This window comes from Saccharopolyspora pogona, from assembly GCF_014697215.1.
Taxonomy (GTDB): Bacteria; Actinomycetota; Actinomycetes; order Mycobacteriales; family Pseudonocardiaceae; genus Saccharopolyspora; species Saccharopolyspora hattusasensis.
In genome coordinates this window covers 2,498,708-2,521,501 of record NZ_CP031142.1, presented here as the reverse complement: position 1 = coordinate 2,521,501, position 22,794 = coordinate 2,498,708, and the positions used below count along the sequence as shown (strand labels likewise).

Annotated in this window: 21 protein-coding genes and 3 pseudogenes; 10 read left to right on the top strand and 14 right to left on the bottom strand. The window is 64.8% G+C overall.

Translation table 11 applies throughout. The annotated features are described in order from the left end of the window. Positions 1 to 476: 476 nt before the first annotated feature. The 4 genes from DL519_RS11525 to DL519_RS11510 all read left to right on the top strand — a co-directional run bounded on the left by DL519_RS11525 (position 477) and on the right by DL519_RS11510 (position 5,968). Positions 477 to 1,733 (top strand): glycosyltransferase family protein, encoded by a 1,257-nt coding sequence (locus DL519_RS11525; RefSeq protein ID WP_190814577.1) that lies wholly within the window; start codon positions 477 to 479, stop codon positions 1,731 to 1,733. 326 nt (positions 1,734 to 2,059) lie between these two features. Next, the gene (locus DL519_RS11520) at positions 2,060 to 3,148 is read left to right on the top strand and encodes a homoserine dehydrogenase (RefSeq protein ID WP_190814575.1); all 1,089 of its coding nucleotides are present in this window, start codon (positions 2,060 to 2,062) and stop codon (positions 3,146 to 3,148) included. Further along, positions 3,141 to 4,568 carry an aldehyde dehydrogenase family protein gene (locus tag DL519_RS11515; protein WP_190814573.1) on the top strand — a complete coding sequence of 476 codons (1,428 nt, stop codon included), beginning with the start codon at positions 3,141 to 3,143 and terminating at the stop codon, positions 4,566 to 4,568. Before DL519_RS11520 ends, DL519_RS11515 begins: the two co-directional genes overlap by 8 nt. A gap of 2 nt (positions 4,569 to 4,570) precedes the next feature. Next, entirely contained in the window at positions 4,571 to 5,968 is a 1,398-nt protein-coding gene (locus DL519_RS11510) for an aspartate ammonia-lyase (RefSeq protein ID WP_223840253.1), read from the top strand. Here the strand turns inward: DL519_RS11510 and DL519_RS11505 are convergent. From DL519_RS11505 to DL519_RS11495, 3 genes are all read right to left on the bottom strand, one after another. Next, positions 5,925 to 6,389 (bottom strand): Lrp/AsnC family transcriptional regulator, encoded by a 465-nt coding sequence (locus DL519_RS11505; protein ID WP_223838800.1) that lies wholly within the window; start codon positions 6,387 to 6,389, stop codon positions 5,925 to 5,927. The genes DL519_RS11510 and DL519_RS11505 overlap by 44 nt on opposite strands. A gap of 296 nt (positions 6,390 to 6,685) precedes the next feature. Further along, positions 6,686 to 7,384 (bottom strand): HAD hydrolase-like protein, encoded by a 699-nt coding sequence (locus DL519_RS11500; protein ID WP_190814569.1) that lies wholly within the window; start codon positions 7,382 to 7,384, stop codon positions 6,686 to 6,688. A gap of 96 nt (positions 7,385 to 7,480) precedes the next feature. After that, on the bottom strand, positions 7,481 to 7,882 hold the full coding sequence (locus DL519_RS11495; protein ID WP_190814567.1) for a PLP-dependent transferase: 402 nt from the start codon (positions 7,880 to 7,882) through the stop codon (positions 7,481 to 7,483). 171 nt (positions 7,883 to 8,053) lie between these two features. Between DL519_RS11495 and DL519_RS11490 the strand changes: the two genes are divergently transcribed. Beyond that, positions 8,054 to 8,986 (top strand): LysR family transcriptional regulator, encoded by a 933-nt coding sequence (locus tag DL519_RS11490; protein WP_190814565.1) that lies wholly within the window; start codon positions 8,054 to 8,056, stop codon positions 8,984 to 8,986. Between the two features lie 96 nt (positions 8,987 to 9,082). On the opposite strand, the gene DL519_RS11485 is transcribed toward DL519_RS11490, so the two are convergent. Together DL519_RS11485 and DL519_RS11480 are read right to left on the bottom strand one after the other, a co-directional pair. Continuing rightward, a complete protein-coding gene (locus tag DL519_RS11485) occupies positions 9,083 to 9,658 on the bottom strand; it encodes a hypothetical protein (RefSeq protein ID WP_190814563.1) in 576 nt (191 codons plus the stop codon). 177 nt (positions 9,659 to 9,835) lie between these two features. Next, a pseudogene (locus tag DL519_RS11480) lies at positions 9,836 to 10,006 on the bottom strand (IS5/IS1182 family transposase); the annotation flags it as partial. A gap of 85 nt (positions 10,007 to 10,091) precedes the next feature. Here DL519_RS11480 and DL519_RS11475 point away from each other — a divergent pair. Then, a pseudogene (locus DL519_RS11475) lies at positions 10,092 to 10,982 on the top strand (IS982 family transposase). Positions 10,983 to 10,999: 17 nt separating this feature from the next. On the opposite strand, the gene DL519_RS11470 reads toward DL519_RS11475, so the two are convergent. Beyond that, positions 11,000 to 11,125: a hypothetical protein gene (locus DL519_RS11470; protein WP_397544945.1), complete on the bottom strand. Its 126-nt coding sequence runs from the start codon at positions 11,123 to 11,125 to the stop codon at positions 11,000 to 11,002. A gap of 401 nt (positions 11,126 to 11,526) precedes the next feature. Here DL519_RS11470 and DL519_RS11460 point away from each other — a divergent pair. Both DL519_RS11460 and DL519_RS11455 read left to right on the top strand, forming a co-directional pair. After that, a pseudogene (locus tag DL519_RS11460) lies at positions 11,527 to 13,105 on the top strand (IS1182 family transposase). A gap of 245 nt (positions 13,106 to 13,350) precedes the next feature. Beyond that, on the top strand, positions 13,351 to 14,484 hold the full coding sequence (locus tag DL519_RS11455; protein ID WP_223838798.1) for an IS630 family transposase: 1,134 nt from the start codon (positions 13,351 to 13,353) through the stop codon (positions 14,482 to 14,484). On the opposite strand, the gene DL519_RS11450 is transcribed toward DL519_RS11455, so the two are convergent. From DL519_RS11450 to DL519_RS11420, 7 genes are all read right to left on the bottom strand, one after another. Further along, on the bottom strand, positions 14,437 to 14,652 hold the full coding sequence (locus DL519_RS11450) for an IS3 family transposase (RefSeq protein ID WP_190814222.1): 216 nt from the start codon (positions 14,650 to 14,652) through the stop codon (positions 14,437 to 14,439). The two genes, DL519_RS11455 and DL519_RS11450, sit on opposite strands and share 48 nt — an antisense overlap. A 63-nt stretch (positions 14,653 to 14,715) precedes the next feature. Then, positions 14,716 to 15,015 carry a DUF6262 family protein gene (locus DL519_RS11445; protein ID WP_168584698.1) on the bottom strand — a complete coding sequence of 100 codons (300 nt, stop codon included), beginning with the start codon at positions 15,013 to 15,015 and terminating at the stop codon, positions 14,716 to 14,718. Beyond that, on the bottom strand, positions 15,012 to 16,922 hold the full coding sequence (locus DL519_RS11440) for a tyrosine-type recombinase/integrase (protein ID WP_190814561.1): 1,911 nt from the start codon (positions 16,920 to 16,922) through the stop codon (positions 15,012 to 15,014). Before DL519_RS11440 ends, DL519_RS11445 begins: the two co-directional genes overlap by 4 nt. Next, the gene (locus DL519_RS11435; protein ID WP_190813989.1) at positions 16,882 to 17,973 is read right to left on the bottom strand and encodes a tyrosine-type recombinase/integrase; all 1,092 of its coding nucleotides are present in this window, start codon (positions 17,971 to 17,973) and stop codon (positions 16,882 to 16,884) included. The genes DL519_RS11440 and DL519_RS11435 overlap by 41 nt, the downstream gene beginning before the upstream one ends. Positions 17,974 to 18,201: 228 nt before the next feature. Continuing rightward, positions 18,202 to 18,765: an IS3 family transposase gene (locus DL519_RS11430; protein ID WP_190814560.1), complete on the bottom strand. Its 564-nt coding sequence runs from the start codon at positions 18,763 to 18,765 to the stop codon at positions 18,202 to 18,204. Beyond that, entirely contained in the window at positions 18,762 to 19,079 is a 318-nt protein-coding gene (locus DL519_RS11425; RefSeq protein ID WP_190814558.1) for a transposase, read from the bottom strand. Before DL519_RS11425 ends, DL519_RS11430 begins: the two co-directional genes overlap by 4 nt. A 94-nt stretch (positions 19,080 to 19,173) precedes the next feature. Continuing rightward, positions 19,174 to 19,770, bottom strand: a complete 597-nt coding sequence (locus tag DL519_RS11420) for an aldolase (protein ID WP_317891438.1) — start codon at positions 19,768 to 19,770, stop codon at positions 19,174 to 19,176. A 204-nt stretch (positions 19,771 to 19,974) separates the two neighbouring features. Here DL519_RS11420 and DL519_RS11415 point away from each other — a divergent pair, with 204 nt between their 5' ends. Next, on the top strand, positions 19,975 to 20,493 hold the full coding sequence (locus DL519_RS11415) for a helix-turn-helix domain-containing protein (protein ID WP_190814556.1): 519 nt from the start codon (positions 19,975 to 19,977) through the stop codon (positions 20,491 to 20,493). 203 nt (positions 20,494 to 20,696) lie between these two features. On the opposite strand, the gene DL519_RS11410 is transcribed toward DL519_RS11415, so the two are convergent. Continuing rightward, positions 20,697 to 22,166 (bottom strand): aminotransferase class I/II-fold pyridoxal phosphate-dependent enzyme, encoded by a 1,470-nt coding sequence (locus tag DL519_RS11410; protein ID WP_223838794.1) that lies wholly within the window; start codon positions 22,164 to 22,166, stop codon positions 20,697 to 20,699. On the opposite strand from DL519_RS11410, the gene DL519_RS11405 reads away from it, so the two are divergent. Then, positions 22,149 to 22,778: an FMN-binding negative transcriptional regulator gene (locus tag DL519_RS11405; protein ID WP_190814554.1), complete on the top strand. Its 630-nt coding sequence runs from the start codon at positions 22,149 to 22,151 to the stop codon at positions 22,776 to 22,778. The two genes, DL519_RS11410 and DL519_RS11405, sit on opposite strands and share 18 nt — an antisense overlap. Positions 22,779 to 22,794 lie beyond the last annotated feature (16 nt).

Genomic DNA, 22,794 nt, shown 5'->3' with positions numbered 1-22,794 from the left:
AGACTCTGGCCGCCCGGGATCTTCCTCGTGACGTGCACGCAGAACGGCGACCGAGGGGCGAATTGGCATCAGGACAGTGCAGATCGGCATGGCCTTCGGCCGTTGCGGCATGGCTGAGGTGACGCTACTCGGGGCGAGACTTTGCGCAGTCGCACGGTAAAGGTTGCGACCGACTTCGAAGGGGAGAGCACACCGTGTCACAGGTGCGCTGGGCGCTGAAAGCGGGCGAACACGTATGCACCACAAACAAGGCGCCGGTCACGTTGCACGCCAGCGTGGGCAGCTCGGCTGGTCGAAGAGCGCGCTAAGGCCCTCCAATAAAACGATCAACCATGGCCTCTGTGACGTGCTCGCCGCCCCGGGCGCTGATCTGAAACACCTCAACGACCTCGCCCGCGACCGCGCCGCGCCGATCTCGATGACACCAGCCTTGGCTACCGCCGCTGCGACGCGCTCCACGCTGACGGAAGGCCCTCATGACCCGCCCCGCGAAACTCCCCACGAACCTCGTGCTGTCACCGACACCGACCGCGGTCGCCCGGTGGCTGGCCGGGCTGGCGATGGTAGCGATTACGGCCGCGCTGGCCATCGTGCTCCCGGGCGCCGCCAGCGTAGTGCCACATCTGCTGCCTGACTACGAAAACTGGCAGAACGAGGCCTACACCAGCATCCCGCAGTTCCTGCGTTGGTGGGTCGGCGACACCACCGAAGCGCAATTCTTCAAGACCGAACTCGGCGGGCTGGGCATGCTCGTCGGCGGCTGGGTCGCCCATATGGCCTGGAAACGAGGCCGCCGCTGGGCAGGATTTCCCGTCAGCTACGGCACCGGACTGTGGCCTTGGGTAGTCGGCTCCGCGCTGTTGGGACTGCTGCTGTCGGAGATAGCCTGGGGCTGGGCATGGACTGTCACCAGCACGTCGCAGCCCACCTTCGTGCCATTCGTTTCCGTCCCGCCAGCGATCGTCCTCGTCTACGGCGCAGGGTGGGCGGTGGCGGTCACCGGTGCCGTGCTCGGGGCCGCCCTGACAACCCCGGTTGCTCTGCTGGTGGTTAACTTCGTGTGTGCTCCGCTTGGCCTTCCTGGCGTGATCGGCAGCGTCACTGGCATGTGGACCGGCGCTCTGATCGCGTTTTTGTTCTGCCGACACCTGCCGTGGATGCCGCAACCTGGCGGCGATTCGTCCACGGACACGCCCGAGGCAGCCGGGCAGGAAGACGTCCCGGCTGGCACACCAGCCGTGCCTTCCCGACAGGGGCCAGGATGGGTGGTCCGGCGTGTTCTCGCCGATTTCACCGAAGCACCCTTCTACGGCAACGAGATCGCCGCAGTCGGTCTGATCGCCGGAACCATTTTGGCCTATGTGCTCAACCCGTTGGCTCCGGTCTACGGCACCGGCCTACTGCCTGCGGTGCTGACGGCCCAGGTACTCACTGCGACGATCGGTGTTCTCGTCTACCACCGCCGCTGGGTCGAAGCCGGCTGGTATCCCACTTTCGTCCCGGTCGTTTCCGTCGCGCCGGCAACCGTGCTGACGTATGGACCAACAGTGCAGGCCATCGTCGTCGGGGCTGCCCTCGGAGCTATCGCGGGACCACCGCTGGCCGCCCAAATCTCGAAACGCCTGCCATCCGATTTTCACCCCTTCATCGGTAACGTCTTGTCGATGACCGTCTGCACCCTCATCACCATTCCACTGCTGAGCGTGCTACCGGGCTTCACCTCCGCCAGCTGAGCCACCACAGTCACTGCTGAGCCGTAGCCGGTCGTCGGGCTGACACGCCAGCAAGCCATAGCCTCGCAGGGCTGGGAAACAGCAGCTGGTGTGCGTTGAGAGAGCCAGGAATTTTCGGCTTGAATCGCTCGGTTGCCGACGCTTTGGCGTTGTGGGCGTCGGTGGCGAGAACGTCGATGCCGGCGCCCAGGGGCGAATTGTCATCGAGACAGTGCAGATAGACATGGGCTTCGGCCGTTGCGGCATGGTCGCGGTGACGCTCCTGGCGGCGAGACTTTGCGTAGTCGCACTGTGAGGGTTGCGGCGCACTGCGAAGGAGACATCACATGAGGCGATATGACCTTGCGCTCATCGGATTCGGCGGTGTCAATCGAGCGCTCGCCGCGCTGATCGAGGAGCGTGGCGATGAGCTCGCCGAGGAGCTCGGCTTCGCCCTTCGGGTCGTTGCGATCACCGACCTACGTGCCGGATCACTGGTCGACGCTGATGGCCTCGACCTCGCCCCGCTGCTGGCCACGGCTCCCGGCGAGCTGGCTTTCGCAGACATGAAGGGCGGCAGCCCCGATCCGCGAAACGAGTGGGTGATCCGCGAAGTCCCTGCCGACATCGTCGCGGAGGCCACCTTCACCAACCCCGCCGACGGCGAGCCCGCCGTTTCCCACGTTCGCTGGGCACTGGAAGCAGGCAAGCACGTGTGCACCACGAACAAGGGACCAGTCGCATTGCACGGCCGCAAGCTCCGGGACCTGGCTGCCGAGCACGGTGTCAGCTTCGAGTTCGAGGGCTCAGTTCTCAGCGGTACCCCGGTCCTGCGTACCGCGCAGCGTCTGCTCAGTGGCCTCCGGATCACCAGCGTTGAAGGCATCATGAATGGTACCTCCAACTTCATCCTGGGCCGGCTGGAAAACGGTGCCGACTTCGAAGCTGCCGTCAGTGAGGCCCAGGACCTGGGATATGCGGAGGCCGATCCCACGGCTGACGTCGAGGGACACGACGTTCAGCTCAAGGTCATGATCCTTGCCAACGAGGTCCTCGGTGCTGACCTGCGAAGCGAGGACGTCTTCCGTGAAGGGATCTCCGGGATCACCGCGGAGGACATCAAGGATGCCGCCGACAAGGGCTTGCGTTGGAAGCTGGTCGGCTCAGCCACCCGCCGCGCCGACGGCAGTGTGGATGCCCGGGTGGCACCGATCGCCCTGTCCACCGATCACCCGCTGTCCGGGATCGCTGGGCCGGTCAACGCCGTGGCTTTCCGCACCGATCTTCTCGGCACCGTCACCGTCTCCGGTCCGGGCGCTGGGCGTATCGAGACTGCCTACGCCCTGTTGTCCGACATCATCGCCATCCACCAGCGACACGCAAACGACGCCGCCGCTTCCTGCGGGCACGCCCTTGAGGAGACCGTTCATGGCTGACATCGCCCTAAAAGCCGAGCGCACTTTCGACGACCAGATTTCGGCCGTCCGCAACCCCTATTCCGGTGAGGTCATCGGCTCGGTGCACATGGTGGACGCCGCTGCCATCGACAGCATCCTCCAGCGTGCCCGCAACGGCAGCCGTACCGCCCAGGCCATGTCGCGCGCGTCGCGGGCGGCCGCGCTGGAGGGGGCTGCTCGGCTGGTCGAGCAGCGCGCTGAGTTCTTCACTTCGCTGATCGTGAAAGAATCGGGCAAGACCATCACCCAGGCTCGCAAGGAGACCGCACGTGCGGTGAACACCCTGGCGCTGTCGGCGGCTGAGGCCCGGCGTAACGCTGGTGAGATGGTTCCCTTTGATGCTTTCGAGGGCTCGGAGAACCGCAAGGGATGGTTCACCCGGGAGCCGCTTGGCATCATCGCAGCCATCACGCCGTTCAACGACCCGCTCAACCTGGTCGCGCACAAACTCGGCCCGGCGATTGCGGGCGGCAACGCGGTGATTCTGAAACCTTCCGAGCTCACGCCGCTATCGGCGCTGCGCCTGGTGGGCGCGCTCGTCGAGGCGGGCCTGCCGGAAGAAGTCGTGACGGTCGTCAACGGTAATGCTGAGGTGGGGGCTGCGATCGTCACCGCCCGCGAGGTGCGGATGGTGTCGTTCACGGGCGGCTTCGCAACTGGCGAGGCCATCGCGCGGTCGGCAGGACTGAAGAAGCTCGCCATGGACCTCGGCGGGAACGCCGCTGTCATCGTCATGGAGGACGCCGACCTGGACCTGGCGGTCGACTCGTGCGTCTCTGGCGCATTCTGGGCAGCAGGTCAGAATTGTGTTGGTACGCAACGAATTTTGATCGCCCGTGAGGCGTATGAGACCTTCCGCAATGCGTTTGTCGCCCGCACGAAGCGCTTGCGCGTCGGCGACCCGGCCGACGAGAGCACCGACGTGGGCCCCATGATCACTGCGGACGCTGCCCGTACCGCCCGGGCGAAGGTGGACACGGCCATCGCCAGCGGCGCGACACTGCTGTGCGGCAACCAGTTGGACGGCTCCTTCTACACTCCGACGGTTCTGGAGGACGTCCCGGCGGAGTGCGCGATATGGCAGGAGGAGGCGTTCGCGCCGGTGGTGTGCCTCCAACCGTTCGACTCCTTCGATGACGCGCTCCAACGAGCCAACGAGGTCGACTTCAGCCTGCACGCCGGGATTTTCACCGCGAACCTCGACCGCGCGCTGTCGGCCGCCCAGTTGTTGGAGGCGAGCGGAGTGATGATCAACGATTCGTCCGACTACCGTTTCGACGCGATGCCCTTCGGTGGTTTCAAATACGGCAGCATGGGCCGCGAGGGTGTGCGCTTCGCCTACGAGGAGATGACCCAGACGAAGGTGGTCTGCATCAATCAGAAGGACGGCGTGCGGTGACTGTGTACCGGACGGAATCCGACACGCTGGGTGCGCTGCCGGTCCCGGCGGAGGCCTATTGGGGTGTGCACACCGCCCGCGCTGTGGAGAACTTCCAAGTCAGCGGAATACGACTTTCCGCACACCCGGTGCTGGTGCGGGCACTGACCACCGTCAAGCACGCTGCAGCTCTGGCCAACAAGGAGATCGGCGCCATCCAGCCGCACAAAGCGGATGCGATCGTCGCAGCCTGCCGGGACATCGAGGCGGGCCGTCACCACGACGAGTTCCGCGTCGATGTCATTCAGGGCGGTGCCGGCACGAGCACCAACATGAACGCCAACGAGGTCATCGCCAACCTCGCACTAGAGCACATGGGCTACGGGCGGGGACGTTACGACATGCTGTCTCCGCTCGACGATGTCAATCGTTGCCAGTCAACGAACGACGTTTACCCTACGGCGCTGAGACTCGCGGTGAGCATGGTCTTGAATGGGTTGCTGGCCGAGCTCGGTTCGCTCTCAAAAGCGTTCGACGCCAAAGGTCAGGAATTCGCTGCCATCGTCAAGGTCGGTCGCACCCAGCTCCAGGATGCCGTACCCATGACGCTTGGCCAGGAATTCACCGCCATCGGTGTCACGCTGGCTGAAGACCGTGCCCGTATCGGGGAGACCCTGCCGCTGCTGCATGAGACAAGCCTCGGTGCAACGGCGATCGGCACCGGTATCACGGCCGAGCCCGGATATGCCGCGGCGGCAGTGCGTCACCTGCGCACTCTGACTGGGCTGGACCTGCGACCGGCCACCGATCTGGTCGAGGCGACCGCCGACACCGGCGTGTTCCTGCAGGTCTCGGGTGTGTTGAAACGGACGGCCGTCAAGCTGTCGAAGGTCTGCAACGACCTGCGGCTGCTCTCGAGCGGTCCGCAGAGCGGCTTCGCGGAGATCAACCTGCCTCCCCGCCAGGCGGGTTCATCGATCATGCCGGGCAAGGTCAACCCGGTGATCCCCGAGATGGTCAACCAGATCGCCTACGCGGTGGCGGGGGCCGATGTCTCGATCACGATGGCCGCTGAAAATGGCCAACTCCAGCTCAACGCGTTTGAGCCGCTGATCGGACATCTGCTACTGACCATGGTCGAGTGGCTCACCCGTGGCTGTGCCGCGCTGCGCACTAAGTGCGTGGAGGGCATCACCGCCAACGAAGAACGGCTCGCCCGCCAGGTGGCCGGCTCGGTCGGCTCGGTGACAGCGCTGACCCCGCACATCGGTTATGCGGCCGCTGCCGCGATCGCCAAGCAGGCCCTGGCAACCGGATCCAGCGTGGCTGACCTGGTCGAGCAGACCGGCCTGCTCAGCCGGGAGCAGGCGACTGGGCTCATGGCTCCGATTCCTCAGAGCGTGCCTTCCGTGAGCGGTTGATCACCCGGGACAGTGCGAATGCGGTCACCGTGTCGCTTACGCCAGGCATCTGTGCAATGTCTTCCCAGATGCCGCGTATGCGTTCCAGGGACCGCGCTTCCAGCCGCACCATGAGATCGAAATCGCCGCTGAGGACCTCACAGATGACGACCTCTGGGATGCGTTTGAGCGCGGCCAGGACCTCCCCACCGCGCATGCGGTCCTGCCGGTAGACGAGCACCAGCGCAGACACGAAATCACCGGTGTCGCTGTCCTCATCGCGCACGATCGTGTAGCCACGAATGTGTCCCTGACGCTCCAGCCGGTCGATCCGCTGGCGCACGGCGTTACGGGACAGCAGGACTCGATGGGCCAACTCGGCATGCGAGATACGCGCGTTGCGAGACAGCTCGGCAATGATCTTCTCGTCGATGGCATCCACAGCAGGTGATCTCCTTTGCGCTGCCCCAGGATGGCCAGGTTCCGGCCCCGGGGGCATGCGTTTAATCTGGGCGACAGCCAAGCAACGTGCGACACGTCGCCTGGACCAGCCCTCATGGGAACGTCGCACTCCGGATGAGCGCCGAAAGGCCAGCGCGATCGTGCTATCGACGGCGGTAGGTTCCAGTAGACCACCTCGGGTCGCCAGCTCGGGGACAGGTGGCCGAACATGGACCGCTCGGACACAGCTTGATACACACTGTCTTCCCGGTCAGCTATGCATGCAGCAGCAGAGGGTCAGCTGGGCGCCGGCGAGGCTTGTCCAGGGCGCAGTGTCGCGTCCAACAACATCTTCGCCAGCATTTCTGGAGAATCGGCGGATGCCACCGCCCCGGCGGCCTCGGCCGGGTCTCCGTAGCCCCATCGCACATGGATCGTGGCAATACCCTCGGCGGCGGCGCTGTCCACGTCGTAGCCTCGATCACCCACCATGAGTGGTCTGGAGATATCGACACCGTAGGTTCGAAACCGGTCCAGGCACTCCCGGATCACTGCACGTTTGGTCTCGCGCCCTGCTCCATCGGAGGTGCCGCACACCGTCACTAGACGGGACGCTAGCCCGTGGTGGCGCGTGATCCGCTCTGCCTGGTCCTCTACCTTCGAGGTCGCCACCGCCATCGGAAGACCGGCTCCGGCTAGCGCGTCCAGCAGTGCGGGAATGCCATCGTATGGCCTGCTGTCGAGGGCGCCTGTCTCGGCGTATTCCGTTCGGTACCTCTCGAGGGCTCGTCTGGCGGTCGATTCGTCAAGGCCGAGGACATGCCGGAAGGACTCGTACATCGGGGGGCCGATGAAGGTGCGCAGGGTGGGTGCCTCGGGAATGTCAGCACCGACTGATAGCAGGGCTTTGGTGACGCTGGCGCTGATGCCAGGACCGGAGTCCACCAGGGTGCCATCGAGGTCGAGCAGCAGGCAGGTGGGCGTCAGGCGGGTCATCTCGCTCCTTGTGGGGTGCACGGCAAGTAGTGGGGCGGCCTAAGCGGGCAGCCGGAGCTGCTTCGCTACCGGGACTGTCGTCCTGGCAGCAGCGGATCAGCGGGTGGGCAGAGCATGAGGAAGCCGCATCGAGCGCGCCGCGACATCGGTGATGAGCTCGTCCGCATTCTCGGTGCCGACGGAAATCCGGAAGTGCCCGCATTTTTGGAAGGGGTTCGGGGTCGTTCGCGATTCCGCCCGCCCTCTGGTGCTGACGCGCACGATGAGCGACTCGTCGTACCCAAGTGACATCGCGGAGGTAATGAGGCGCAGGTTATCGACGACGGAGTTCTGCCTGGTGGGGTCGCCATCTACCGGGAGCGCCATCTTCGAGCCGACGCCGGCGAACTGCGGGCGAGCTCGTGGCCTGGCGCTGAACCTGACTCGGTGTGAGCCGGGTACGGCCGGCAGGGGAACAGGTGCTGTGGGCACGCGGATCTGCAGCGCGCAGTTCTCCATCGAGTCTCCATCGGGATTCGGCGTTGGAGCTCACCGAACCGACGAGCGGGCGGTGGTGCACCCACGGGCGAGGAGCCCCTGGGCTGCGGAACGGGGGATACACCCGATGCTAGAGCGGCCAACCCGCAAGACAAACCGCCAATAACAACAGCAATGGTTTAGATTTTCCTAATGGATCTGCATCAGCTTCGGGTGCTGCGTGAGCTCGCCGACCATGGCAGTATCGCGGGCACAGCCCGGGCGCTATCGGTCACCCCGTCTGCCGTTTCGCAGGTGCTGACGGCCTTGCAGCGCCAGTTCGTTGCGCCGCTTACGCACAAGCGTGGCCGGTCGGTCGAGCTCACTGACGCCGGTCGGGCATTGGCCAATGCCGCGGTGTCAGTGGCCTCGGCAATGGCCCGGGCCCAGGTGGCCGTCGACGAGTACCTGGGGGACTTGTCGGCAATCGTCCGGGTTTCTGGATTCCATAGCGCCACAGTCACGTTCTTTCCCGCACTGGCCGCGATGTCCAACGGGGCTGACCATCCTCCTGTGGAATGTGTCGACGAGGACGTCGCCCAGGATGCGTTTCCGGCGCTGACGGCGTCCTACGACATCGTCATCGCGCACCGGATGAGTCACACGTATCCATGGCCGTCCCAACGACTGACCGCGGTGCCCCTCCTGCGGGAGCCAATGGATGTGGCGATGCGTGCCGATCATCCCCTTGCCCAGTACGAGTCTGTTAGCCCAACGGAACTCGTCAACGAGTCATGGGTTTCCACGCATGCCGGGTTCTCGCCTGCCGACATGCTCGAAGTGATCGCAGCGTCAGCAGGCCAACCGATGCGGGTGGTGCACAGGATCAACGATTTCACGACCGCTGCGGCGATGGTCGCTGCTCACGGCGATCTGCTGGCGTTGCTCCCGCGCTACACGGCCCGCCCACCAGCCGGGTCCGCTGTGACGCTGCGGCCGCTCGCAGGGGTACGAGCAGTGCGCAACGTCGACGTCCTCGCTCGTCCTGAACAGACAACCCGGCGAGCGGTGTCGGTTGTGCTGGGTTCTCTCCGGCAGATCGCTGACTCGCTCGTGGAGTCAGCTGAGGCTCACTCGGCAAATTGATGTAGCCAGTGGCCAGGAAGGATACGCCCGCACTGCATGACGACGGCGGCCATGGAACCGTCCTGCCTCCGCTCCCGGTGCTGCCCCATCGGGCGATCAGGAGAAGGTGTTGGTGGCCTGATGGAAGTCCAGGCGGGACAGTCCCGCGGTGGCGCAGTCGGTGTTGGGGGTGATAACGCCCTCGGCGAAGGTGACGGTGTCGCCCTGCAGGGTGCCGCGGGTGATGGTGGCGCTGCCGCCCAGGGTCTTGGGCTTGGCGGGGTCGGTCTGGAAGGTGATCTCGTCGTCGCTGGTGGTGCCGTCGGACCAGGTAAGGCTTCCGGTGCCGGCGATGGTGAACAGCAAGTTGCAGATGCCGCCACCATCGACGACGCCGCTCACCGTAGCGGTGCCGTTCACCGCCTCGTCATACCAGGCCAGCTCGGGGTGGCTGCCGTTGGGCGAGTGACAGGGCGTGGGGTTGTTGGTGGAGACATGGGCGGTGACGGTCGAGGTGACACCGGACTGGAGCGGCGGCTCGAACACCGCATAGCCATTGGAGTCCGGGCAGAGCAGGTCACCGGGGGCGGCCTGGGCGGGGGCCGGGCTCACCACGACGGCCGTGGCCGCCAGAGCCAAGACGGCCGTCAGGACGGCACCACGGTGACGGGAACGGCTGTGGATGGATGTCATGCGGGCCTCCCTGCCCTCGCGGATGCGGCGCCACCGCTGCGATCAAGGACGGTGGCAGCACCGGCATGGTGTTGTCAATGATCCTTTCCGCGTAACTTTTAGTTGCGCTGGGTGATCATGTTGTGCGGTCGTGATCGAGGTGCAGGAGCACGAGGGCGGCCGCGACGATCTTCTCGTTTTCGCTGCGAGCAGGGCTGATTCTAGCTTCGGCGCGCGGGCGGCCAGGACGGTGATTCCCTCGTGAAGGTAGTCGTAGGCCGTGGATTTACCGATCGCGTTGTCGCCGGCTAACTGCGCCACGCGGGTGCCGTCGAGGAACCAGAGCAGGATCAGGACGGCATGCTTGAACGGGCTAGATGATTGATTCCGTGAAGATCACGTGAAGTAGGCCCCCAGTGAGAGGACATGGGAGGAGGGTGTTCAAGATCGAACTGTGGCGAAAGACCTGAACACCCTCCTGACCGCACTTTATGTGCTGATCGATGACCACGTCGTGCCACCCCGTACCGGACGACGCCGACGCCCCTTGTTCACCGACAGTGAGTTGCTCACCCTGGCCGTGGCCCAGGTACTGCTGCGCTACGACGGCGAGCGCCGCTGGATGCGGCATGTGCACAGCAACCCCGAACTGCGCGCGATGTTCCCGAATGTGCCCCAACAACCTGGATGCAACTAACGTCTCCGCAACGCGCAACCCTTGCTGTGCAAGACCATCCTCACCCTCGCAGCCTGCTGCCGGTCCTGGTTCGACGACATGTGGATCACCGACGCCACCCCGGTCCCGTGCGGCATGTCACGAGAGACGGTCAAGCGGTCCGACCTGGCCGGCTACGCCAACTACGGCTACTGTGCGTCACACTCGCGATGGTACTGGGGCCTGAAGCTCTACCTGGTCTGCACCGGGGACGGGATGCCGGTCATGTGGTGCCTGGCCGACCCCAAGATCGGCGAACGTGAGGTGCTGGCCGCGTTGCTCGACAACAACCACCACCTCATCCATGAAGGCCAAATCTTGTTGGCGGACAAAGGTTTCTCTGGCAAGCCGTTCCAGAAACTAACCGAGTCGAAGGGGGTACGACTGCTGCGCCCCGACCGCAAGGACGAGACCTACCGCGACGGCAACCTCGGCGGTGTCCGCCAGTGGGTCGAATCGGTTAACCAGACCCTCAAGGGTCAACTCGGCCTGGAACGGCACGGCGGTCGCACCCCTGCCGGGGTGTTCACCCGCATCGCGCAACGCCTGCTTGCCCTGGCCACAGCCATCTGGCACAACTGGACGACCGGCGTGACCAGCAAACGATCGCTGATCGCCTACGACCACTAAACATCAACTTCACGGAATCAATCATCTAGTGCCCGGCTGCCGGTCCGGGTGCCACGGCGGCGGCGTTCGTCGTGGAGCAGGGTGGACATGAACAGCACCGTCTGGTCGCGTACGGGCAGCGCGGCGGTGTATGTGACACTCATCAGGACGCGGAACCTTTATGAAGTTGATCTGTGGAAGGACCATCTTCATACCGAGGTTCCGCGTCTTTATGTTGCACCGCAACACCTTCGGCGCATCATCAACTACCACTACCCGACGTCACCACTGGTTACCCGGAAAGGATCAATTGCTCCGGGCGGTGCGCTTCCGGAGTCATTCAGACTGGGATGGCCGGTGCTGGTGGCCCCGTCGGGTCTAGGCGTTATGCGCTCAGCACGTCTGGGTGCTTCGCCAGAGAACGGCGCGCGTAGTAGGCGAAGTTGGCCATGCCATGCTGCGCTTCGGGGTCAGTGTCCAGTCATGGGCTTCCCTCGCTTAGGGAGGCCGCTGAATAATCGGCGTGTCTCCCAAGAATGTGGGTCTGGTCTGGGAGAATCGGTTTGTGCAGGGTGTGGAGCGGGTGGATCGGGAGTTGCTGGACGCAGAGGCTCTGGTGGGGCATCTGGTCCCGGCGGGGAGCATGTTCGCGTTCCTGGCCGGGCATCGCCAGGATGTGTTCCCTGATGGGGAGTTTGAGGATCTGTTTCCTTCGGGTAAGGGGCGGCCGTCGATCCCGGCGTCGGTGATGGCATCGGTGCTGGTGCTGCAGACGTTGCATGATCTGTCGGATCGGGAGACGGCTGAGGCGTTCCGGTGTGATCTGCGGTGGAAGGTCGCGACCGGGATGACGTTGGACCATGCGGGGTTTGACCCGTCGACGTTGGTGTATTGGCGTAAGCGGTTGGCGAAGTCGGATCGGTCGCATCGGATTAACGAGGCGGTCCGCGCGGTTGTGGAGGAGACCGGGGTCTTGCGGGGCCGCCGCAAGCGGGCGGTGGATTCCACGATCCTGGCTGATGCGGTGGCGACTCAGGACACCGTCACCAGTTGATCTCGGCGATCCGGCGGGTGGCCCGGCAAGTGCCCGGCGCGGATGAGCAGATCGCGCAGGTGTGCACCGGCCACGATTACTCCGCGCCGGGGAAACCGAGAATCGATTGGGACGACCAGGCCGCCAAGGACGCACTGGTGTCGGCTTTGGTCAACGACGCCAAGGCGCTGTTGGCGGCGCTGGCCAAGGCCGAGTTGGAGGGTGAGGCGGAGTTCGCGTTGGCGTTGCTGGCGCTGGTCGCCGGGCAGGACGTCGAGCCCGCCGAAGGTAGCGATGGCACCGATGGGCGGTGGCGGATCGCCCGGAAGGTCGCCCCGGACCGAGTGGTGTCCATTGTGGATTCGGATGCGCGGCATACCCGCAAATCGCCGGAGAACCGGCGGGACGGGTACCGAGCGCACGTGGTGGCAGAACCCGAGACCGGGATCATCACCGGCGAGAAGTTGACCAAGGCCGCCGGTGCGGAGAACTCCGATCCAGCGGTGGCCGAGGAGTTCCTGGCCGCCGAGGATGACCCGTGCGAGTGGTACGGAGATTCTGCTTACGGCACAGGGGATCTGCGTGGCGCGATCGACGACACCGACGCTGCCGAGGCCGTGATCAAGCCGAAACCGTTGCAGGCGCCTGTGGAGGGCGGGTTCACCGTCGACGACTTCACCGTGGATGAGCAGGCGGGCACGGTGGACTGCCCGGCCGGTCACACCCGCCCAATCAGCGAGAAGACCCGGACGGCGACCTTCGGCGCACTGTGCCGCGACTGTCCGCTGCGTGTGCGGTGCACCACCTCCAAGACCGGCCGCAAAATCGTCCTCCATGAGCGTGACGACCTGCTCCGCCAAGCCCGCCGTGACTGGGCAGACAAGCCCGAACTGCGAGAGAAGTACCGCACGTTCCGGCCCAACGTGGAACGGGTCATCTCCCAGATCGCCAACCTGGGCGGCCGCCGCCTCAAACTCCACTACCACGGCACCACCAAAAACCACGCCTGGCTCACCCGCCGCACCGCCGGGCTCAACCTGCGTAACCTCGTCGGCCGTGGACTCACTCTCGCACAGCAGGAATCTGGGTTCTGACAGCCCAAACCACCTGACAACACCACACACGAGGGCCTCGAACGGCCCTCACACGACCGAGACGACCACCCTACGGTCACCCACGTACCCCGCTCACAGCCCGGACCGCTGTGCTACGCACCGACCCCGGCTTCACGCGCGGCTAGCCCGCCAAACCCGCGCCTCCCCCCGTGCAGCGACCAGTCCCAGAACCGCCCTAAATCAGCGGCCTCCTAGTGTCCTGAGTCATTGATTCGTTGAATATGTAGTGTATGATCGGGCGATGGTGCGTTCTGGCCGTCCGAAGGCGGAGCTTGTTTTGTCCGATGTGGAGCATGACACGCTGCTGCGGTGGAGTCGTCGCGCGAAGACATCGCAGGCGTTGGCGCTGCGATCGAAGATCGTGCTGACCTGCGCGGAAGGCTTGAACAACAAGGATGTCGCCGCCAGGCTGGGAATCTGGCCGCAGACGGTGTCCAAGTGGCGAACCCGGTTCATCGCGAACCGACTGGACGGCTTGTCCGACGAGCCCCGGCCGGGTGCGAAGCGCACGATCACCGATGAGCAGGTCGAAGCGGTGATCGTCAAAACCCTGGAGAAGCAGCCTGCAGGCGGCGACACCCACTGGTCGACCCGGTCCATGGCCAGGAAAATGGGCATGTCCCAGACGGCGATTTCCCGAATCTGGCGCGCTTTCGGCCTCAAACCACACCTGGTCGACACCTGGAAACTGTCGACCGATCCCCAGTTCATCGAGAAGGTACGCGACGTTGTCGGCCTCTACCTCGCGCCGCCGGAGAAAGCGCTGGTGCTGTGCGTGGACGAGAAATCGCAGATGCAGGCGTTGGACCGCACCGCCCCGATGCTGCCGATGATGCCCGGTGCGCCCGGCCGCAAGACCCACGACTACGTCCGCCATGGCACGACCAGTCTGTTCGCCGCACTGGACATCGCCACCGGTAAGGTCATCGGCCAGCACCAGCGTCGGCACCGCCACCAGGAGTTCCTGCGGTTCCTCAAGACCATCGACAAGAACACTCCCGCCGAGCTGGACCTGCACCTGATCTGCGATAACTACGCCACCCACAAGACCCCCGCGATCAAGCAATGGCTCGCCGCCCACCCACGGTTCGAGCTGCATTTCACCCCTGCCAGTGGTTCCTGGCTGAACTTGGTCGAACGCTGGTTCGGCGAGTTGACCAACCGCAAGCTGCGCCGATCCGCCCATCGCAGCGTCAACGAACTCGAGAAGGACGTGGAAGCGTGGATCGAAGCATGGAACGAGGACCCGAAACCCTTCGTGTGGACCAAAACCGCCGACGAGATCCTGGACAACCTCTGTCAAGTACCGGGTTTGATGGAGACTGGATTAGCTGGTTTCCAGGGTTGCGGTGACCGGGTGGGTCATCGCGTGTAGTGCTTCGTACTCGGCGGACGGCACGTGCCCGAGTTCGCCGTGCAGGCGCCGGTTGTTGTACCAGTCGATGTACTCGACGGTGGCGATCTCGATGTCGTCGATCCCGCGCCATGGTCCACGGTTGCGGACGAGTTCGGCCTTGTACAACGAGTTGAACGCCTCGGCCATCGCGTTGTCGTAGGATTATCCGGCTAATGATCTCGGTTTCCGGTGATTGACCGGTTAACGATTTCAGTCGTTTCTGGCTGTGAGGCGTCGGAGTTGTTCTTCGTGGTGGCGTACTCGGGTGGCGAGGGCGTCGAGTGCGGTGCGGAGGGTGGCGATCTCGTCGGTGAAGCCGGTGAGGGTGCCGTTAGTGCTGGTCTGGTGTCGGTGGTGTTCGATGACGGCGCGGAGGGTGGGGTTGCGGTAGAGGGTGGTGCGGCCCAGTCCGGTGCGAGCAGCAATGGCCGTGAAGGTGACGGCGTGGCCGTCGTGGATGAGTTGTGTGCAGGCGCGTTCGACGCGGTTGAGAGTGCTGGTTTTGGTCATCCTGCTTGGGCCTCGTTGATCAGGGTGTCGAGTCGGGCGATGAGTCGTTGGTGTCGTTGGGCTTCGGTGATCCAGCCGCGTTGTTCGGCGTCGCGGGCCAGTGCTTCGGCGTCGACGCGCTGGGCTGCGAGGATGGGCAGCGAGCTGGCTTCGGTGTGGAAGCTGGGGCAGTGCTCGCAGATGTTGGCGTAGGGGCAGGCGTCTTGGGCGGGTGCGCGCAGGCAGAATCCGCCGGCGAGGCGGGATTTGAGCAGTGGGGTGTCTTTCCAGTCGGCTCCGCCGGTGATGTCGGCCAGTGGCAGGCCGATCCTGCCGGTGGTGGAGGTGCGGGCCTGTTGTTTGGCGAGGTCGAGGCCTCGTTCGTATTCGGCTCGGACGGTGGTATCGAACAGTCGCCCGTAGCGCAGGCTCATTTCGGCGGAAACATGGCCCAGCAGCGCCATCAGTGCTTGGAGTGAGACCCCGGCGTTGACCAGGGCGGTGGCGTAGGTGTGGCGGAGCTGGTGCGGGGTGAGGTGGTCAAGTCCCGCGGCCTGAGCAGCGCGGTTGAGTTCGTGACGGACTGCGCTTTGGGACAGTCGCCGGCCGTGGTGGGTGAACAGGAACTGGGCGGGACGCCGGTAGCGGGGGTGCGGCATGGGTCGTCCGTGGGAGCGGATGGCGGTGATGTGGTCGATCAGGTCGAGGATGTCGTCATCGATGGGGATCATCCGCTCTGTTTCCAGTTTGCCGAGCGGGATTTTCAGCCAGTGGCCGTGGTCGGGGACTTCGTGGACGCAGTCGAGTTCGAGGTCGAGGACCTCTCCGATGCGCAGCCCGCAGGCGCGTTGCAGTCGCAGGGTTGTTGCGGCCAGTTCGTTGCCGGGCCCTTCGGTGAGCACCTCGGTGAGTCGTCGGTCGATGTCGACTGGTAGATAGCGGGGCAGGGTATGCGGGAGTTTGGGGACATCGTCGCGGAACATCAGCTTGCGGGGTGGTGCTTGCGGCCAGCCCCACTCGGTGATGTCGGTCAGAAAGCCCATCAGTGTGAGCACTCGCCGGGACCGGTCCGCGACGGTGATGAGCTCATTGTTCTTCGCGCTGATCGCGTCGACCAGCGACGTCAGGTAGGGCTCGATGTGTTTGCGGCGATCGAGCTCGGCGATGGACCCGAGTTCGGGGTCGATGTCGGCCAGGAACACTCCGAAGTGTTTGAGCCGGGTTGCGATCGCCGACACCGTTTTCGGTTGGCAGGTTGCCCGTTTGCGTTCCAAATAGGCGATCATCGTCTCGCGGATCGGTGGCTGTAGGCCGGAAAGCCTTTGCGTGAACGGGACCGGGCCGCCCGAGCGTGGCAGCTCATCGACGATTCCCAGGTGAAACAGCACGCGCTGGGCGTTACTGGCCGCCGCCAGATAGTGCTTGTTGCCCTTGCCAGTTCGCGTCTCGCGCTCCTGACACGCAGCCCGGAACTCGTCCAGATCGGCCACGGTGATCCGGTCCAGCGACCGTCCAGTCTGGATGAGCAGCCGGACCGGCACTTGGGAGCCGGTGGCGAACCGGACCCGTTCGGTGAACCCGAGCTCGGCGGCCGCGGTCATGAACCGATCGAGGTCTGGTCTCAGCGGTGAGTCTTTGATTTCCCGCCAGATGCTGGAGAGTTTGCGTTCCAGCAGATAGTCATAGCCCGGTTGCAGCACCCGGTGCAGCATCAGGAACGTGATGATCGGCCGAGTCGAGCTCCCAGCCGACAAGCGAGTCTCCAACGACTCGGCCACCCACCCTCGCGGGTCCGGCCAGCGCCCGAAGAACACCCGAGCCGCCCACGAGTAGGCAGCGTTTCCCCGTCCTGTCTGCTGAAGATAGTCCAGATAGGCGATGTGCAGATCATTGCTGGGATTGGGAGCGGAGGCGATCGCGAGCGGCATCGAATTCTGCTTTCACGTGGGCCGGAGCCAGATGGATGTAGCGGGCGGTGGTGTCGACATGAGCGTGGCCGAGCAGGGCTTGCATCACCGCGAGATCAACCCCCGCTTCGGCCAGGGCGGTGCCGAAGGTGTGTCGCAGCGCGTGGGGATGTCCTCCGACGATGCCGGTGATTCCACGGTGATAGCGGAAGATCGTGCGCAGCCCGGCCGCGGTCAACGGCTGGCCCCGGTTCGGTCCCTTGGCCACGAGAAACAGGCGAGGACTGCCGGATTCCGGCCGCTCGGCCAGCAAATACACCTGGATGACCGAGCCGACATCAGGGTCCAGCGGGACGCGGCGTTCCCGCTGGCCCTTACCGAGCACCTGCAGCCATCGGCCGCCGATATCGACATCGGCGATGTTCAGGCCCAGCACTTCGGCGGAGCGCAGCCCGCAATACAGCATCAAGCCCGCGATCGCCCTGTCCCGCCATGTGTGGAAGCTCGCCAACAGCTCCGCCGCATCGGACTGCGACAGCGCCGTGGGCAGGCGGCCGGGCTCCCGAAGCCGCAGCGACGAGCGGTTCTTCGGCCGACGAACGGTATGTGCGAGCATCCCGCTGCGCTCACCCGCTACCCGCCAGCGGGCCTCCTTGCCCTTGGGGACAGGATTTTTCATGTCCGGGTCCCGCATCGCCGCGAACCCGAACAAACCCGAGATCGCCGCCAACCGACGATTGATCGTCGTGACGGCGTACTGATCCATCCGACGCCCCGACAACGTGATCACGTTCGGCCCCGGCCGGCCCGGAACCGTCGCCTCACGGCAGGCACGCAAGAACCGCAACAGCACCTCGGTGGTCACCTCCGGCAACGGCTGCTCCTCGGCAACGAGCCACCGGCAGAACGCCAAAAGGTCGTAACCATAGGCCCGCACGGTCTTCGGTGAGTAGTTCCGATCGGCCAGATGAGCCAAGTACTCATCCACCAACCCAAACCCCGACGCGGCCGGCCCGGCCAACGCCCAGCCACCGTCGTGTTCCTCAAGCCGAATACCGGCCTCGGTGTTCATAAGGACAGACGTACCAGCACTGACCACTTCGAGCAGGCAAGTACCACTACCGCAGCATGTCGCTGACCAGCCCAAACACAACTATTAGCCGGTTAAGAGGGAATCTCCTTTGCTGCCAACGGATGCGACCGCGCTGGCCTCGGCAAGGCGCTGGGTGTAGCGCACCGCCCGGTACTGCACTCCACGGTCGCTGTGGTGGACGAGCCCGGCCAGGTCGGCGCCGGTGGCCTAGCGGCGCCAGATCGCCATCTGCAGCGCGTCCAGCGCCAGATCCGTGTAGAGGCTGGTGGCGACCTGCCAGCCGACGATCAAGCGGGAGAAGACGTCGAGCACGAACGCCGCGTAAACCCAGCCGGCGGCGGTGCGCACGTAGGTGATGTCCGCCACCCACAACTCGTTCACACGCGTGGCCGTGAAGTCACGTTTGACCAGGTCACCTGGCCTGCCGGTCTCCGCTGCCGGCCGTGTTGTGCGTGAGGACTTGTCGCGTAGCAGGCCACGCAGCCCGATCTCGCGCATGAGCCGCTCGACCGTGCACCGGGCCACGTCGGTGCCCTGCCGGTTGAGCTCGGCCCAGACCTTGCGCGCCCCGTAGACGCCGTAGTTGTCCTCGTGCACCCGCTCGATCTTCTCGGCCAGCTCCCGGTCTCGTGCCGCACGGGCCGACTCCGGGCGGGACTTGGCCGCGTAGTACGTCGACGGTGCGATCTCGGCGGGCGTCTGCTCGAGCGCCTCCAGGACCGGCTGGACACCGTGCTCTTCCCGCTGGGACTCGACGAACTCGACCTTCATCGCGACGGACGGTCCAGCTCCGCCGCAAAGAAACTTGCCGCTGACCGCAAGATCTGGTTCGCCCGCCGCAGCTCACGGTTCTCCCGCTCCAGCTGCGCGATCCGCTCCGCGTCACCGCTCGTGGTGCCCGGCCGGTCCCCGGCGTCGATCTCCGCGCGCTTGACCCAGGTCCGCAGCGCCTCCGGGTGGATCCCGAGCTGCTCGGCGATCCGCCTGATCGCCCCAGTCGCGACCGCAGGGTCCCGGCGCGCCTCCACGGCCATCCGGGTCGCCCGCTCACGCAGCTCATCGGGGTACTTCTTCTGTGCGGCCATTACTCCTCATCCGTCCAGGCTTGATGGTCTCCATCAAACCCGGTACGGAACACTCGCCAACTACTGCACACGAATTAATCAACTGACCAACGACTCAGGACACTAGCCGTTCAGGCAGGGGCTTGATTTCGCCGGCGCTCATCGCGGCCAGCTGGAGCTTGGCGCCGCGCTCGATCAGTACCGCCAAGGAGCAGGCCTCATCGACGGATGCACCCGCCACGACCTGGCCATGGTGAGCCAGCAGGACCGCTTTCTTGTCCCCCAGGGCGGCGGTGATGATCTCGCCCTCTTCGTTGCCGACCGGAACGCCGGGCCAGTCCGGTAGAAACGCGCAGTCGTCGTACAGCGGAGCGATATCCATCTGTGAGACCTCCAACGGGACCTCCAGCATGGACAGCGCCGCGACGTGGAAGGGGTGGGTGTGCACGATGCACTGGACGTCGGGGCGTGCGCGGTAGATCCAGCTGTGGAACCGGTTGGCGGGATTGGGCATGCCGGTTCCTTCGAGGACATTCAGGTCCTCGTCAACGATCAGGAGGTTCTCCTCGGTGATCTCGTCAAAACCCAGACCGAGTTGTTGTGTGTAGAAGGTGTTGGGCTTCTCGGCCCGCGCCGTGATTTGGCCAGCCAGCCCGGAGTCATGACCGGCGTCATACAGAGCGCGGCAGGTGAGCGCCACCTTCTGCCGGATGGTTCAGGAAGTGGCGGCGAGGTGCGACCGCATGTTCTCGTGCGCCCGATCCATCAGGTCGCTCTTGCTGTCGTTTAAGGTCGAGGCCATCGATTACTCCTATCGGACCACACTCCTGGAAACGAGAGTGACGATAGGACACCTTGTGTCATGAGGCAAGGGTGGGCACGACGTGCGGGTGGTCAGGCGGAGAGGAGGGCGGCGGTGGCGTCGCTGGTCAGGGCTTTGCGTCGGGAGCGGGGGCTTACCCTCGAGGAGCTTGGTGGCCTCACGGGACTGACCAAGAGCTACCTGTCAAAAGTGGAACGCGAGCTCAGTACGCCGTCGATCGCGGTCGCCCTCAAGATCGCGGAGGCGCTTGATGTCGACGTGAGCCGGCTGTTCGTTGGGGAGACGGGGCGTTCGGCCATCACGATCGACCGAATCGGAGACCGCCAGGCCGGGGCACGGCTACAGCCACTCGGTGCGGACATGCTCGGCAAGGTGATGTCGCCGTTCGTGCTGCGCCCGACCGCCGAGTTCGTCAAGCACGAGCCTACTCACACCGGACAAGAGTTCATCTTCGTACACAGTGGAACGATCGAACTGCACTACGATGGCGAAGAGTTTGAACTTGAGACTGGCGAAAGCGCTTACCTGGACGCTACTCGCGCTCATCGCCTCCGCAGCACTTCTGAATCGGAGGCACAAGTCGTGATCGTCGCGACGGCCTACCGTCCCTAGGGAGTTGGGCCAGGAGTCGCCTGGATGACGATATCGGCCACCATGCACGGGATGGCCATTCCACCAGGTCAACCAGAACCTCTCGGCTTCAAGGCCTGCTGACCTGAGTGCGACTGGATACACCCGGTGGTGTTGGGGTGGTAGCTGAGCAGTCCGGCGATGGCTGGGGCCGCTCGCCGCGCGGTCAATTCCTGGACGGACGGTCAGCTGGTGATCGACTGACGTAGCCCTGCGAGGCACTGAGCGAACTCGCGGGCCTGGGGGCGAGTCAGCCTCGAGGCGGTGATGCGGATCCCGTGCGGGGTTTTGCTTGTCGGGGTTCGGAACGGGGAACCGTCCCGAACCGACCAGCCGGCCTCCCGCAGCGCTGTGACCATGGCGGCGCAACCATCGGGCTCGGGTACCCAGACATTGAAGCCGTCGGTGGGGAATGGGGTGTCAATTCCCGCTTCGGTCAGCGCCTCGCGCAGTGCGTCCACGCGCTCGGCGTACGCATGACGCGCGTGATCTAGTTGTCGTGCAACGGCATCTGATTCGAGGAGATTCGCCGCCAGCTGCTGGAGCAGATGGCTCACCCAGGTGGCGCCCGGTCGCAAACGGCTCCCGAGCCGATCGGCGGTTCCCCCGTCGGAGGCGACGACCGCGACGCGTAGGTCTGGCCCGAGGAACTTCGCCACCGACCGCACGAGCGCCCAGCGTTGCGTGGTGCTTGGGGTAACCCGGTTGTAGCAGTTGCGCGAGATCGCGGAGAAGTGGTCATCCTCGATCACAAGTACGTGTGGATAGCGCTGCAACACGGACCTGATCTCTTGGGACCGCTCGGCCGTCACGCTGACGCCCGTCGGATTGTGCGCCCGGGGCGTGACGATGACGGCCCGAGCTCCCGCAGCCAGGGCGACCCGCAAGGCTTTTGGCTCCATCCCCGCGGCATCGACGCTGACGGAAGCCGCGCGGAATCCGTTGAGTCGTACCGTCCCTTCGCTTGCGTAGAAGCACGGGTCTTCCATAGCGACCAAATCGCCACGCGTGAGATGGGCGGTGAGCAGTCGCTCGACCGCATCGACAGCGCCGTGCGTCACCGAGATCTCGAAGGGGCAGTCGAGTTCGGGTGCCAGCGTGTTGCGTGCCCACTGGTGCAACCTGGGATCGACGACGGGGCTTCCGTACATCTGCATCTGGTAGTCGATCTGGGACAGCGCCGATCCGATGTTGGGTAGCAGTGCCGGATCGGGGTTGCCGCTGGACAGGTCGACCAGTTCGGTATTCACGGCCATCTCGCCCTCGAGGTGGGGAAGGGACGTGATGACGGTGCCGCGCCGACCATGGGTTTCGGCCACACCGGCGGCGACCAGCATTCGGTAGGCGGCGGCCACGGTGTTGCGATGCACGCCGAGCTCGAGTGCGAGGTCACGAATCGGCGGGACCGAATCACCAGGCTGCAGTCGACCTGTGCTGACGAGGTTCCGCACGCTATCGGAGATCTCACCTGCTGAGGCGCCGATGATCTTGACCGGCGCACGATCCGCGGCGTCTTTCGTCACCTCGCCAGTGTATGGCACGTGACAGAAGTCGCACTCACCCTGTAAAGTCTTTGTCATGTGACAAACTGGGCTGGTTGACGGTTGCCCTGCCCACGCGACGATCGAGGAGTGGTCATGTACCTGTCGAAGCACTTCGAGGTGTCCGAGGACGACACCGCGGACCTGCTGCGCAAGGGGGGATTCGGTCACCTGGTCACCCCGGCTCCGGACGGCAGCATGGAGGTGACCTCGATGCCGCTGCTCTACGACGCCGACCGTCACTCTCTGGTCGGGCACATGTCGCGGCCGAACCCGCATTGGCAGTACACGGCCGAGGCGGAATCGGTGGTGGTCATCCCCGGCGTTGACGCCTACGTCACGCCGGAGTACTACCCGAGCAAGCAAGAGACCCAGAAAGTCGTCCCGACCTGGAACTACCAGATCCTCAACGTCTTCGGGCAGTTGCGAGCCCACGACGACCGCGACTGGCTGCTCGATCACGTCACCAATCTGACCGACCACCACGAGAACGGCCGCCCGACGCCGTGGAAGGTCACTGACGCACCTGAAAAGTTCATTGCGACGCAGCTGAAGGGAATCGTCGGCATCGAGTTGTCGATCACTCGTGTAGTGGCCAAGGCCAAGCTGAACCAGAACCGCACCGCCGAGGACCGCACCGGCGTCATTCGCGGCTTGGAGCAGGGCAACCTCCCCGAGCGGGAGACCGCCGCGCACATGGTCGCCATCGGATTGGACAACGCGTAAGAGGACGACCTCGTGA